Genomic DNA, 12133 nt, shown 5'->3' on the forward strand with positions numbered 1-12133 from the left:
AATCGCGCGGCCGCTTAAGGGGCGGAAGCGCCTTCTGAGCGTCCGAGCGGCGCGTCGGACGAATGTCGGTTCATGGCCGATTTCAGTCTATGCGGCGACGTCTACCTGATAACCGGCGAAGCCACGAATACAGCCGGATAGCGCAGTGGAAAGTTGACCATAGCTGCCTTTTGCGAGCTTGACTTGTGCGCGGCGTGGCCGAAACCGGCGCGCAAAATACAGCAGGCGCATTAGCCCACGAGCTGGCGACGCCGATGCGCCGGGTCATAGTAAATTTCCTTCACTTCGCGGTCGGCCATGTAGAGAACAATGTCGACCGTCGTGATGACCGTTTTCAAGATCACGTCGTAGTCCACAGTACGGCCGACTTCGGAGGCTTTGACAAGGGTCGCGATCCGGGCGAAAGTCGTTGCCGCATTGTCCGCGTGGGTGGAAAAGATACCGCCCGGATGCCCCGTATTCGCGCCCGTCAGGTAGTCCCATGCCGCATCGTCGCGCAGCTCAGTGAGGAAAATACGGTCGGGGGACAATCTCATTGCCGCCGTCAGGCATTCTTTCGCCGATACACGGCCCTCCTGCTTGCCGTACATCATGTAGCCCACTTCGTACTGGTTGTCGGCGTCGACCTCGTGTACGTCCTCCATCAACAGTACGCGCTCAGTCGGCGGCACTTCGGCGAGCAGCGTGCGCGTGAGCGTCGATTTGCCCGATCCTGTTTTACCGGACACGCAGATGTTTTTCTTGCCGCGGACCGCTTCCCGCATAAACCCGACTACATCGCCGCTATCGAGCAAGCCAAGCAACCGCTCTTCCACCGGATCGAGCTTGAGCATGTCGTCAATCGTGCGGCGCTTCGCATTCACGAAGCGCCCTTCGTGGCGGAGTTGTTCCAGCCCCTTGCTTACCTGCAAATGCTTTCGGAAGCAGATAAGCACCGTTCCTTCGAGCACGGCCGGAGGGCGCACAATCACGCCACGCGTGCCGTTCGGCAACTTCACGTCCATGACCGGCGACGGTCCCAAGCCGTTGTAGGACAGGAGCGTGTTCGTCAAATTGTTGACGTAGGCGGGCGTGATGGAGGGTTCGTCATGCAGCTCGCGTCCGTCAGTTCGGGCGGACACGACCTGACCGAACCTGTTGACGCGAACTTCGAACACAGCCGGATCTTCGAGGTAGCGGAGCAACGGCGCCAACGTCATATTGACCGCATGGTCCGAGGCAATGAAGGACTGGACTTTATGGAGTGGCATCGGCGTTCAGCTCATAGACGTTGCTGAAATCAAGGTCTTGGCGCACAAAAATGGCGACGTGGTCGCCCTGTTGGTCGTACAGCGTCGGCGGAATATTGATCGTGGCGGCAAGGGCCTCGCGTGCGAGCGAATCCGACGTTTGCGACGTGTTGTCGAAATTGATGTTCGTTCCGCCATTGCTCGCCTTGTTCGCCGCGTATTGAACACTCGCGTCGCCGAAATCCGAAATGATCGAAATCAGGATTGCGGGACCGAACCGCTCCCAAAAGTGGGAATCGACCTGGCCGGGAATTCCGGCGCTCCCGAGCGAGTTCGTGCCGGGGCTGTTGAGGTTGATCGTCACCCCGTCAGGATTGACGAGGCGGGTCCACAGCGCGAATACGCGGGCCTGTCCGCTCTTGATGCCGCCGCTCGCCTCGCCGACGACAGTCGCACCCTTGTCGACCAGCCGGACCTTGTGATCGAACGAGTAGACGTCTTGGCTCACATGGCATTTGATCTGGCCGGGCACGGTGGTATCGAGTTCGGTCGCTGTGCCGCACTGAATCATCGTGCCAGCGGGCACCGTCAGGCTCGGATGCTTGAACGTACTGGCCATGACGCGAGCGATGCCAACGCCGTTCATACGTGACGCAAGCGCCGCGCTGTCAGCACTGGATGGCGCCGATCCTCCCTCCTCGCCCGGCCTCGCCACGCGCTGAACTGCGCCGGCCGCGCCCTGCGGCGCGCCTTGCACGATCGAACTGTCGGCGTCCAGCCGACGTTGATACGCCTTTTCTTCTGGCGTCAGCTCCCGCTTTCCTCCGGCTTGCGCGCGAATGGGCTGTTGCGGTTGCACCGGCACCGCTGCCGCAGCAACCGGACTCGCGGACGTCGGGGGCGACGCCGCACCGCTGGGGTCCGTCGAGAAGTCATACTTGGGAAGCATGTTCGGCATCTGCTGCTTAGCCCGAACGCCGGGGGCTGCTGGCGGGTGCAGCTTCTGATACATGATCCAGCCGATGAGGCCGAGTCCAATAATAACCATCAGCGCGACGAACGCACGCATACCTTGAACCCTGGTTCGGGGCGCGACAACGCGGTCGAATATGTCCCGTCCGTCGTCGATTAAGCGGTTCTCGTCAACCAGCTCGTCAATGTTCTGTTCGCGCCTGGTCATTGCTCATCCTCGCTTTTCATGACCCGCATGAAGCCCGGGACAACGGTGCCGCTCGGCGTCGCACCGCGCGACGGATCAAACGCGCCATTGATGATGCCGATAACTTTCTTTTGGCCATAGCGCACGCGCCATTCCTTGGCCGTCGTTTCGGCGACGATGATGTTGCGGTCCGCCCCTTCGACGTGGGTGTTGACCGTACTTTCCTTGCCGTCTGAACTGATGACAAAAATCTCCGGCAGTTCGGCGTTCGCCGCGAACTTGAGATAGGTAAAGCGGAAGTCATCCCACACGTTGACCGGTGCGATAGACGCCGACGCTGGATCGGCCGACATTTGATAATCGATGTTGAAAGTTGCGTTCGGGTCCGTCCGCCCCATCGCCTCCCGTAGCCGCGCTTTCGAGACCGAGGCCTTGGCCTTCGCTGCTTCTTCGCTCGGGTACTGGTAATTCAGCTCAATCGTTGCCTGTTTCATCGACCATGGACTATTGATGAAGGCCCGCACGGGCTGACCGTCTGGCCCCTGCTTTGTGTAGTGTCCGATGAAATGAAGCAGGATGTTGTACGTGTGCTTGTCGGTCACGATCGTGAGGTTCGTATCGCTCAGATCGGCGGTCGGACGAATGAAAAAGTTGTTGCCGCTATGCGTGAATTGCCACGCCTTGGTGTCGCCGAAAGCATGCGTGACATACTTCTCATTCTTGCCGACGGTGACATGAATCTGGATGCCGAGCACGGCATTCAGCTCTACCGTATCGAGCGGGTTATACACCACCGACTTGATGCGATAGTCGTAGGGCGAATTCTTCTTCGGCGACACGGCTATTGCCGGCGAGGACGCGAACACCACAGCGGCCGCAAGCGCGACAAGTCCGCAAAGTCCAATCCATCTGGAGCGGTTCATGGTCAGCCCCCTACCTTGCCCACGTTCGCCGGACTTTCCGGGTTCGGCCTGAAACTGGTAACTTGGAAGCCGGCCGGATTGATGAACCGCTCGGCGGCCGTCATTGGACGACGCACGTAGTCGTAGGCGAGCGTCGCGATCCAGTATTGCGGCGGGTCGGCTGCGGGACGGTCTCGATCGCGCTTGGTCGTCGTATAGCGGACCGTCGCGACGCGATGCTTGGTATCGACAATGACTGAGTTGATGTGAACCGAGGTGTTCTCCGAGTCGCCAAGCACTTTGTCTTTCGGCTTTGCCCCGCGATACTGCTGCAAGTAATCGTCGGCAACCTGTCCCGCTGCTGTCAGCCGCACAAAGTCATAATCGGTCTGTCCCGCGTAGAAGTCATAGGCTTCGCGGTGGATGACGAACTGCGATACCCAGTATTGGTCCGTCGCTTCATCCATACCCATGTCCTGCGTGACGATCGACACCTGCGATAGTTCGCCGGTGGATTGGTTGAGCGTGAGCAGGTATTGCGGCAGTGGTTGCGCGTAGCGCAGGATCGTGCCCCCAGCGACGACCCACGCGAGCAGCGCAAATATTGCGAAGCCGCCCGCAATTTGCCACGCGCGCCTTCGCGACAATAAGAGCTCGTCGAGAAGATCCACTTCGGCGCTGCCACGTTCCTCTCGGTAGGCGTCCATTTCCGCCCGTGTGACGGCTTTGCGCTCAGCTTGCGCAATGTTTTGGTGATCGGCTTTCATCACCTCGCATCCCCGGCCTTCCATTGCTGGGCAGGCGTTTTTACCGGAAGAACAGCTTTGCCAACAAGCTCGCTCGGCATGGTCGAGTTGATCGGAACCAGGTGACTCATGTCCGGCTCCGGCGGAGGGTTTGGCCTGCTTGCGCATCCTGCAAGCGCGAGCACCGCACAAAAAGCCGTTGGGATGCGAAATGTCATGTTCATGGCTCCCTCAACTCAGATATCAACTTAGTACTGCTTAAGCCACACTCGACAAAAGTAGGCGAAGTTTGCGTTCCTAGGCTAGCCGGATCGGCGCGAGCCTCGGGCCAGACCGTTCGTAGGAGCGGTGCTACCCTGTCCGGCCGATGTGGCGTTGGCGGCTGACCCTGCCGGACTAGTCGCGCCGCGCGAATCGGCGGCTCCTGACTGACCAGCACTGCCGCCGCTAATGCCGCTTCGGCCACCACCACCGGTGCTGCCGCCTCCATCTCGGTTTTGCCTCATATGCCGGAAGATATCGGCTGACACGCCCTGCCCCCAGGACGAAGCTATGTGCGGGATTTCCTTCAGCACGAACCATGTAATGACGAGTACAAGAACGCAAGTAACGATGGAAACCATGATCGGCGCGTCCGGATTGTCCGCCGCTGCTGCGCTGACAGCGGCCTTGAAGAAGTACAACAACAAACCGAACACGGCGGAGAACAGCACTGTGACCAACCCATAGTTGATGACCGACCCTATCCACTTGGTGAACAGTGCCTTCGTGCTTTCGAATAGCAACAAGAAGATGAAGATCGGGCCGAAGCAAACCGTGACGCCGAGCATGACCTTCGACATCAAAATCAAGCCAGCGCCGATGCCGCACATGATCGCTGTGACGAACAGGACTGTGACGCCGAGAATCAAATTGGCCAAATTCGGGCCGCTCATAACACCCGCTCCCTCAAAGGCTTTTCTCGCGACATTCAGCCCGTTGTCCATGGCCTGATCGATCGAGTTGGAAATCATCCTTTGCGAGTTCGCGCCCGACTGGCCGTTGACGACAAAAACCGAGGCCAGTTTGTCGGGCATGTGCATCGCCGTGTTGGCGAGCTTCGTCTGATACCACCCACCCGCGCTCGCGATGCCGATGATGATCGCGTATCGCACGAACCGATTGACGAGCGAGCTTAAAGGCTCGCCATTCGGCCGACCCATGAGAAACAGCCCTTCGATCATTAATGCCATCGTCAAGCCCAGCGCAATCATCGGCGCAGCAAAGCTGACAACATTTGACAGATTGGTCGCGACGAACTGAGACACAACCGTATCCATGTACGTGAAGATCTGCGACGTTGCATTGTAGGTAGCCATGACGGGGGCTCCTATTTCCCGAAAGCTGTAATCTGCGCTTGTGCATCCAAGGCGTTCTGGCAGTCAGACGTCACCTTTTGCGCGGCGTCGTTCTTGCATTCAGACACCCGCGCATGGCGCTCCGGGTCGTGCTTCATGTACCAATCCTTGGTCTGTGGCGGATGGTCCGCATCCTTGCCGCATGCGGACAAGATCGAAAGAGATAGGAGCATCAAGGCTGCTTTTTTCATGAGTGTTGAGTCCGATGGTGTGAGTTAGGGCGTGAGATTGGGGGCCGTGTTGCCATCGGCGGCCGTGCCGATGCCGTAGCGGCGGGCCGCCTCGACCTGCTGATGCTGGAGAATCTTGTCCTGCGACTGCTGTAACGACGCCATGAGGTTCAGCTTGGTCTGTTCGGCTTCGATGGCACCGCGCGCCGTTGAGATACGCGCCTGTAGATCCGCAATCTCTTTGGGGGTGCTCGTCGCGTCGATCTGGCTAGTCAGCGACTGAATGTTGTTCAGCTCGGCCATTTCATTGTTGTATGCCTGCTCGCCCATCGCCCGATCGGTCGCGCCCTTCGCTTCAATCTGGCTGTTGGCGTAGTCGAGCGCGTCGCCTCGCCCCATGCCGTCGATCTTCGATTTGATGGCGTTGACGATTTGCGTTGTGCGGGCGTTGTAGCCGGAGTTGCCGCCGTTCAGCGCATCGCCATAGACTTGCGACCAGTTCGACGGCAGGTTGGTCCGCAGCATCGATGCGTCGCTAGGGAGCAAGCTGCCGAGGCCCGTGTTGCCGGTGAGAGCCCGATACTGGGCTTCTTGCGTCTGCAGTTCACTTTTCAGGGTCGTGAGTTGTTGGCTCAACGTAGCCACCTGCTGGACCCACTGCACTTGTCCGAGCGGGTCGGTGACCACGACCTGGGCATGACTCACGAGCGGCGCGAGACCCGCGGCGAATGTAAGAGCGACGGCAAAGCGTGACTTCTTCATGGTTTGCCTCCCCATTAGGCCTTGCGGCGAACCGCATCGAAGTAGGCAGGCATCCACTTATCCGGATCATCGGTCTGAAGACGCTGCATCACCTTGTCCAGCCGCTCGGCGTTGTCGGGCGTGCCAGAAAGAATCGAAATCTCGTCGTCCATGCCCGCGAGGTCCATCACGGCCACAGCCGACTGGTTGCCCTGCTTGACCACAAACTGGCGGCTGTCCTCTGGAATGGACAGCATGGCGTCCAACTCGGCCTGCGTGAGCTTGAGGTAGTCGAGGTAGTCGGCAGGCGTGGCTTCAGGGTTGTAGAGCATCACCTTGGTGACGCAAGCCTGCACGATCGTCTTGCCAATCGTGCTGTCGAGCGCATCGTTGGCCTCCTGCGTCGCGAAAACATAGATGCAGTCCTTCTTCCGATCGGTCTTCAGGCCACGCTTTACTTCGAGCGTGATGGTCGGGTCGTCAAGGTATTGAGCGAACTCGTCAAACGTCTGAATGACGCGCCGCTTGCCGTCGATCGATGAACGCACGCGATAGAGCAGGTACATCAGCAGCGGCGTGCGTGCGATCGGGGCTTTTTGTCCTGGACCCACGATGAAGTCCGTCAGATCGAAACCGAACACGTCGCGCTGGCCCAGATCCAGTTCGTCGGAATCGTTGTCGAACAGCCAACCCTGCTCCCCACCCCGGCACCACGGCTCCAGCAGCGATGCGAGTGACGGACGCTCGCCCGCGCCTACCTGATACGGGCGCGGGATGTTTTGCACGATCGCCGTGAAGGTCCGCGTCTCAATCTGCTTAAAAAGCGATTCCTCGCCCATGACCGCCTCAACCGCATCACTGATCTGCTTGACTTCGTCATGCGTGATGGGGCCGTCGAGCGTCGTTTCGGCGCAGATTCGCACCAGGCGCTTCACCATGCGGATATTCGCCTTCGTCGGCGCGAGTTGCGCGGGTTGCCAGCCGGTCGGCTCGCCGTCGCGCAACACCGTGTACAAGCCGCCGAGCGCAGTGACCAGCGGATACATGCCGAGCCCCACGTCATAGATGAACTGACGAGGTACGAACTTGGTCGAAAACGAGAGCAAGGCGGTGAGCAACGTCGTCTTGCCCGCGCCTGTCTTACCGAGCAGGATGGTGTGACCGGGCGGGCGCTTGCTGACCGAGTCGTCACTGATCGGCGATGAGTGCCAGTTGAAGAACAACGGCGTGCCGGTGACCGTCTTGAGCAGTGCGACCGCTGGCCCCCACGGGTTGCCGTCCGGCTTGCCAACCATGAAGTTATGAAACGGCGCGAACGACAGAAAATTCATGCTGTTGATCGGCACGGGACGCGGTGCGAGCGCGTGATTTCCAGGCAGACGCGACCACCATGCGGCGTCCGACGCGAGTCCGACTGATCCTGCGACCACCGAGCACGCATTCAACATCACACGCGCCGCTCGCGCACGGCGTTGTGCTTCCTTCGGCGTGTCGGCGGTGACGTGCACGCACCCGTAGTACAGGCCCATGGTCACGCGACGGGAAACCACGTCATCGGCCGCCTCAGCCATTTGTGCAATCTGCGACCGGCTTTTGTCCTGCGTTTCGAGCATCGCCTTTTCCTGGTTGGACAGGAAGACGCTCGCGGCCATGCTTGACATACAGCAGTACTGCTGCGACAGCACGAACTCAAAATCCGCTTCCATCAGAATGTTCAGCTGGCCGGGTTCGGTCGTTTCCGGATAGTCCACCACTTCGACGCCCGCGATGTACTTGTCCGAGTCGATGCGGCGACTCTGCATCACATCGCCGAAAAGCGAACTGACGGTACGGTTGTACAACATGCCTTCGCGCGCACGATCTCGCGTGACAGGCACCGGTTGCCACTCATCGTTAGCAAGGAAGCTCAGAAATTCCAGCGTGCTTGAAAACGCGAACTGGCGAGTAGGCGGTGGCGCGACTCGCAAGCTCGGCGCACCGTTCGCGGCGCCGGCGTTCGCTTCGGCCAAAATGTCGTCCGGGTCCGGTTCATCGCCGGGTTCCTCGACCCCGGTTGGGCTGATAGAGTTGCCGCGCTCGTCGCGGTAGTACACACCGAGCGTTTCGATGCCGTAGGCGCGCATCGAGCCGGTCATTTGCGATGCAATATCTTCGAGGCTTGCGATTGCTTCTGCCTGTATCTCGAGCAGATCATCGCGGGACGGACGATCGAATCGCGCAAGGAATTTCTGCGTGAAGTCGCCAACCGGGTTGTAGACGACGGTCAAATACCAATCGTTGGTCATCAACGGCAGATCTTCGAAGCGTTTGCGGTACTTGCGATCTAGTTCGCGAGCGAAGGTCGTTGCGAACTCACTTTGCGGGTAGCGGTCGGTCTGATGATGGTGCAGATGCACCCAAAATTTCACGTGCTCGTTGCCCACCGTCTTGAACAGCTGGTTCAAGTCGCGGCGCCAGTTGATGTGCTCCCAATCGGACGCGCATTCATGCCAGCGGCCCCGGACCCGAAAGGTCATCAGATACTCATTCGCTACGGTGCTGACGATGTGGTCGGTAACGTGGTAGGAGTACGGCAAAAACTTGACCGCCGTAGGTTCCTTTCGATAGGAGGTCTCGGCCTTCGCTCGGCGGACGGATACAGCCATTATCTCTTCACCCGGTAGTCCACCGTGGAATGGCTCGAACCGCCCCATCGCTTGGTGAAAGGGGAATCGATGAGATTCACCACTTTCGTGCTGAAGGTAAGGCCAATGATTCGGAACATGCGATCGTCATGTTTCGTGATGCAAAAGCAGACAAACCACAGCAAGGCAAAAAGCAGGAATGTCCAGAAGTGAATCACCATGAACAACGCTCCGCACACCATGAACATGAGCAGAAATGGAGTACGCGGTATGCCTGCATACGTAGGCAAACGCGTCGCGCCTTTAAATAGCGGAAACTCTCCTGCTTTCATGGGTCGCACTCCTCAAGGAATCGTTGATCACTGACCTTTTCCGCGACTGCCACCTAGGCGATGCCGAACAGACCGACGATGTATGAGGCCGAGCCGACGACGATCAGGCCCACGACGCAGCGGACAGCGAAATCCGCGCGGACCAGGTGCGCGATCCATCCGATGGCGCACGCAATAATGAGCAGCGCAGCACCGATTGGAATCCACTCCATCATCCAGGCCTGCAAGGACGACATGGCCGACGAGCCGGTGTCGGTACCGGCTGCATAGGCGGTTGAGGAGGCGAAGAAGGTCAGGGCAAAAGCCCGAGCCAGCTGCAGAGTGCGATCGGCGGATGGGGACAGGGCGATGGGCATTGCGAGCGCGCGGGCGATTTTGCGACTAGCGAGGGTTGCGACTACGTTCATCAGGGTTCTCCGGGTTTGGGGTTCCAATCGGACAGCAACAATGAACAGCTCTCGACTCCGCACTTCTCGCGAAGCCATTCGACCAGCAGTCTCAAATCAGCCCAGTAGCGCACTGCTTCCTTGGCCTGCACGCGGACCGAGCACACGACAACGTTTGCGCTGTCGTCACCGACTTCAAAGAGCGGAAACCACTGCTTGATGTCGACGCGTTGAATCGATACGGCCTGCAGGCGACCGCGCTTAGCTTCGTCCTCCAGCTGTCGCTGGGGGATCAAATAAATTTGCATGCGTCATGGCTCCGGCTTCTCCGTGCCGAATGCGCCAGGATCGTCGTGAGCGAACGCGCCTTGACTTTCGTCGCCCTTGTCAATTTTGGCGGCCACGGCTCGGATCGGCCGTTTGCCGCCTGTTTTGTCGCTGCCGTCAACGACGGCGTGGGCAGCGGCAGACACGGGTAGCGCTCCACTCACCGCGCTCGCGTCACTCGACAGGGCGGGGATCTGTAGAACTCGCGCCTGCGCGGCAACGGCCTGCACATAGCCGTTTGAGAAGCCGCGCTCTTGCGAACCCGTGTTGTAGCAGGAAAGAGCGTGTAACAGGGCTTTTTGCCCTTCCCCGTGATTCTTTACCGCTCGGGCGTAGCAGCCGGTCAGCACGGTCGCCGCGGCCCGCAGATTACTGCACGGATCAAGCAGCTGCCGCCCAGTGAGTCCCAGTGCGGCAAAGTTCGCTGAATTCACCTGCCCGTAGCCCACATCGAAGTTCATTCCTTTCGCTTGCAGCCAATCGATCGTTGCCGCCGCTTCGTCCGCATTGGCAGGCTGACGAGGCAGGCGATAATTGCCGTTGACGTTGATTGCGAACTGCCGGTTGGCCGATTCATGGGCCACGATAGAGCCCATCGTCACTGGACTCACGTTCGGATAACACTCGCCGGCGACAGCGATAATCTCGGCGGGGATCGCGGCCGCCGCGACCGTTGGTGCGCTCGCCGAAGACAAGGCAACGAGGATCAAGCTAGTCAGGACCCTAAGCATAATTGATCCTTGAAATTGCATTTTCAAACATCAATACCTATGATAGACAAAAAACGAGCGGTGTCAACGCGCAGCACAAAGAAACCTAAAGAAGCAAAAAGAGCGGTGCAGACGCTGGATCCGGTTCGGTTCGTCACGCAGGCCGAAAAGGCCCCGAAGGGAGAACCTCGCTATCGCGATCCGGCCAATCCGTTCAACACCTGGAGCGGTCGCGGCAAGCGGCCCGACTGGTTAAGGGTCTATCTGGACCAAGGCGCGCAGCTTTCAGATTTCGAAATCGGATAACGGAGGTCGAGCAATGGGAAAGGTCGTGCCCCTTGTAGCCGGACATCGGCGAAAGTCACCACCCTCACCGTCGGTGACTCAGGACACAGGCGCCCCGCAACAAACGCCCGTCTGTCGACGCTTGGTGCGTGCAATAAAGAATGTCGCGCTGGCCCTACTGCGCGCATTAGGGATTGGCTTGGTGGACGTCCTGCTGTCCATGCTGCTCTTTCTCGCTCGGCCAGCGAGAGTCGTCTTCAAGCTCGGCATCATCGGACTTCTTCTCATTTTGGTGATGGAAGGGATGAACCACTGGCGGGATTCGCGCCTTTGCATCATTGCAGTCGGTGCAATCCTCGGATTAATACTAGCACTGGGGGTCTGTAAGAGTCTAATAATTTGTCTTACGATTCACAGGGACAAATCGGCCGGGAGTTGAGATGAAGCGCTACTCGCTTGCAATTATTGCTGCATCAGTGACTTTTTCAGTATCTTCTCCCGTCCTTGCAGATCCGTGCCAATCGCTAATTTGCATGATGGGCAAGGTTCAAGGCGGCGTAGCGGGCAATGGAAGTGTTCAAGATGGTTGCGCCCAAGGCATCAGCGACTTTCTCTCGATTGTGAAAACCCGCCATGGCCATATCGACCTGACCGCGACGCCCAAGGCGCGAAAGGATTATCTGAATTTATGTCCGGGCGCCGCCGGCAACCCATCCGACATCGATTCGATTATTTCCAAATTCGGGAACGCGACTTTATGATCGCGATGGCAGAGATCTGATAAACGTTTTCTCTATTTAGGGGTGAAAGAGGTCAAGGTGCAGATATGTTCCAAATGACGGACGAAGAGAAAGCGGCGCTCGAACGATTGCTCCTCCACGCGCGAGGCGACAGCGGTCAAAGTCGGCGTGTTGCTGATTTTCTACTCGCTTGGTGGAACGCCGCAGATTGCGGCGGCTTCGATATTGCTACCACTTGGGCACTTGGCGCCAACATCGCCGCCGATGTTGTCATCGTTTTCGCTTTTGCCGTGCGAGCGGGCAATTTCCCCGACGCGCTGGGCTATGGATCGCAATTCGAAGCAGTCGTGCGCGATTGGCGCCCCGGTCTGATGACACAGTGATC

General features: G+C 58.8%; 16 protein-coding genes. 3 read left to right on the forward strand and 13 right to left on the reverse strand.

Annotated features, from left to right (window positions below; translation table 11 throughout):
• Positions 1–230: 230 nt before the first annotated feature.
• The 13 genes from AWB66_RS31225 to AWB66_RS31275 all read right to left on the reverse strand — a co-directional run bounded on the left by AWB66_RS31225 (position 231) and on the right by AWB66_RS31275 (position 10723).
• The gene (locus tag AWB66_RS31225; protein ID WP_087633866.1) at positions 231–1250 is read right to left on the reverse strand and encodes an ATPase, T2SS/T4P/T4SS family; all 1020 of its coding nucleotides are present in this window, start codon (positions 1248–1250) and stop codon (positions 231–233) included.
• The gene (virB10, locus tag AWB66_RS31230; protein WP_087633867.1) at positions 1237–2409 is read right to left on the reverse strand and encodes a type IV secretion system protein VirB10; all 1173 of its coding nucleotides are present in this window, start codon (positions 2407–2409) and stop codon (positions 1237–1239) included. Before virB10 ends, AWB66_RS31225 begins: the two co-directional genes overlap by 14 nt.
• Complete coding sequence (locus tag AWB66_RS31235; RefSeq protein ID WP_200819121.1) at positions 2406–3311, reverse strand: TrbG/VirB9 family P-type conjugative transfer protein; 906 nt, start codon at positions 3309–3311, stop codon at positions 2406–2408. The genes virB10 and AWB66_RS31235 overlap by 4 nt, the downstream gene beginning before the upstream one ends.
• 2 nt (positions 3312–3313) lie before the next feature.
• The gene (locus AWB66_RS31240) at positions 3314–4057 is read right to left on the reverse strand and encodes a VirB8 family type IV secretion system protein (RefSeq protein WP_087633868.1); all 744 of its coding nucleotides are present in this window, start codon (positions 4055–4057) and stop codon (positions 3314–3316) included.
• Positions 4057–4260, reverse strand: a complete 204-nt coding sequence (locus tag AWB66_RS35225) for a hypothetical protein (protein ID WP_407642352.1) — start codon at positions 4258–4260, stop codon at positions 4057–4059. Before AWB66_RS35225 ends, AWB66_RS31240 begins: the two co-directional genes overlap by 1 nt.
• A 78-nt stretch (positions 4261–4338) precedes the next feature.
• Positions 4339–5394, reverse strand: a complete 1056-nt coding sequence (locus tag AWB66_RS31245) for a TrbL/VirB6 family protein (protein ID WP_087633869.1) — start codon at positions 5392–5394, stop codon at positions 4339–4341.
• An 11-nt stretch (positions 5395–5405) separates the two neighbouring features.
• Positions 5406–5624, reverse strand: coding sequence for an EexN family lipoprotein (locus AWB66_RS31250; protein WP_087633870.1), 219 nt, complete (start codon positions 5622–5624; stop codon positions 5406–5408).
• A 24-nt stretch (positions 5625–5648) separates the two neighbouring features.
• The gene (locus tag AWB66_RS31255; protein ID WP_159462982.1) at positions 5649–6365 is read right to left on the reverse strand and encodes a TrbJ/VirB5 family protein; all 717 of its coding nucleotides are present in this window, start codon (positions 6363–6365) and stop codon (positions 5649–5651) included.
• A gap of 14 nt (positions 6366–6379) precedes the next feature.
• On the reverse strand, positions 6380–8989 hold the full coding sequence (locus AWB66_RS31260) for a VirB4 family type IV secretion/conjugal transfer ATPase (RefSeq protein ID WP_087633872.1): 2610 nt from the start codon (positions 8987–8989) through the stop codon (positions 6380–6382).
• The gene (locus tag AWB66_RS31265) at positions 8989–9300 is read right to left on the reverse strand and encodes a VirB3 family type IV secretion system protein (RefSeq protein WP_087633873.1); all 312 of its coding nucleotides are present in this window, start codon (positions 9298–9300) and stop codon (positions 8989–8991) included. Before AWB66_RS31265 ends, AWB66_RS31260 begins: the two co-directional genes overlap by 1 nt.
• A gap of 53 nt (positions 9301–9353) precedes the next feature.
• Positions 9354–9707, reverse strand: a complete 354-nt coding sequence (locus tag AWB66_RS31270) for a TrbC/VirB2 family protein (protein WP_159462983.1) — start codon at positions 9705–9707, stop codon at positions 9354–9356.
• The gene (gene korA / locus AWB66_RS33885) at positions 9707–9994 is read right to left on the reverse strand and encodes a KorA family transcriptional regulator (protein WP_159462984.1); all 288 of its coding nucleotides are present in this window, start codon (positions 9992–9994) and stop codon (positions 9707–9709) included. Before korA ends, AWB66_RS31270 begins: the two co-directional genes overlap by 1 nt.
• Before the next feature lie 3 nt (positions 9995–9997).
• Positions 9998–10723, reverse strand: a complete 726-nt coding sequence (locus AWB66_RS31275) for a lytic transglycosylase domain-containing protein (RefSeq protein ID WP_159462985.1) — start codon at positions 10721–10723, stop codon at positions 9998–10000.
• Between the two features lie 30 nt (positions 10724–10753).
• On the opposite strand from AWB66_RS31275, the gene AWB66_RS31280 reads away from it, so the two are divergent.
• The 3 genes from AWB66_RS31280 to AWB66_RS31290 all read left to right on the forward strand — a co-directional run bounded on the left by AWB66_RS31280 (position 10754) and on the right by AWB66_RS31290 (position 12131).
• Positions 10754–11029, forward strand: coding sequence for an H-NS histone family protein (locus tag AWB66_RS31280; RefSeq protein WP_125469862.1), 276 nt, complete (start codon positions 10754–10756; stop codon positions 11027–11029).
• Between the two features lie 419 nt (positions 11030–11448).
• Complete coding sequence (locus tag AWB66_RS33355; RefSeq protein ID WP_125469863.1) at positions 11449–11769, forward strand: conjugal transfer protein; 321 nt, start codon at positions 11449–11451, stop codon at positions 11767–11769.
• 65 nt (positions 11770–11834) lie between these two features.
• Positions 11835–12131 carry a DUF7673 family protein gene (locus tag AWB66_RS31290; protein WP_087633878.1) on the forward strand — a complete coding sequence of 99 codons (297 nt, stop codon included), beginning with the start codon at positions 11835–11837 and terminating at the stop codon, positions 12129–12131.
• Positions 12132–12133 lie beyond the last annotated feature (2 nt).

Source organism: Caballeronia telluris (assembly GCF_001544495.1).
Lineage (GTDB): Bacteria > Pseudomonadota > Gammaproteobacteria > Burkholderiales > Burkholderiaceae > Caballeronia > Caballeronia telluris.